Genomic DNA, 1,014 nt, shown 5'->3' with positions numbered 1-1,014 from the left:
CAAGTTGCATTTGCGAACTCGTTGCGCGCGTCGCGTGCTTTGGCATTGAGAATGACAAGCAGCTTTCTGGCGAGAGCGATGCGGATGACCATCTTTTCCTTTCCGGCAGCCTGCAACCGTTGCTTGAAAGCGGCCAGATGCGGGTCATATTTGGCAACGATGCTGGCAACGAGGAAGAGGACGCCGCGCGGTCCCGCGCGACCGCCGCGCACTGGTCTTCGACCGCTGCGCTTGCCGCTGTCATTGGCAATCGGAGCCAGGCCGGCCAGCTTGGCGATGGCCTTGTTGGAGAGGATGCCGATCTCGGGCAACTGCGCCATCAGCCGCGCCACGGTGCGAGAGGCAACACCCTTGAGCGAGCGGAAGGCCCGGTCGAGGCATGCCCACAGCGGATCGTCATCGATGAGTGTGGCGATCTCGCCCTCGAGCCTCCGGCTCTGGCGCGCAAGCAGCGCGATCACCTCATCAAGGCTGGCGATGGTCTCGGCGTCGGCGGCAGTGCTCTTGCGCTGCTTTTGGATGGTGAGATCACCTCCCACCTGGGAAAGCCGCGCGACCAGCGCCTTGAGCCGCTGCTGGGCTGCGCTCGGCGGTGGCGTCGGCTTGAGCCGCTTGACAGCACCATAACGGGCAATCACGGCGGCATCGATCCTGTCGGTCTTCTCCAGGAAGCCCATTGCCTCGGCGAAGTAGCGAACGCTCCTCGCATTGGCCATGCCGCAGGGTTGCCCCATCTCCCACAACAGCAGGAAGGCCAACCGTTCGTAGCCGCCACTGGCCTCCATGACGACGAGTTCGACGTCATTGGCCTGACACCAGGCGGCCAAATCCGCGATGCCTGCCGCATCGTTGGCAAAACGGCTTGCGGTTCCGATCGGCTCGATATGGGCGTCGAGCCAGTCTTTCGAAATATCTATTCCACAGAGGGTCGTGTTCACGATAACCTGCCTTGTGCGTGCGATTGGAGCCAAGCGACTATTCGGTCGTGCGTGACGAAGGCGAAGATCCCAGGCT

The 1,014-nt window shown here is 62.5% G+C and carries 1 protein-coding gene; it reads right to left on the bottom strand.

From position 1 onward, the window contains the following. The coding region (locus AC07FD_RS39445) for an IS110 family RNA-guided transposase (protein ID WP_478354203.1) at nucleotides 1–938 on the bottom strand (938 nt) is incomplete at its 3' end. Nucleotides 939–1,014 lie beyond the last annotated feature (76 nt).

Source organism: Mesorhizobium waitakense, assembly GCF_056431085.1.
Note: the sequence above shows the minus strand (reverse complement) of the source record. Positions and strands in the feature narration are given on the sequence as shown.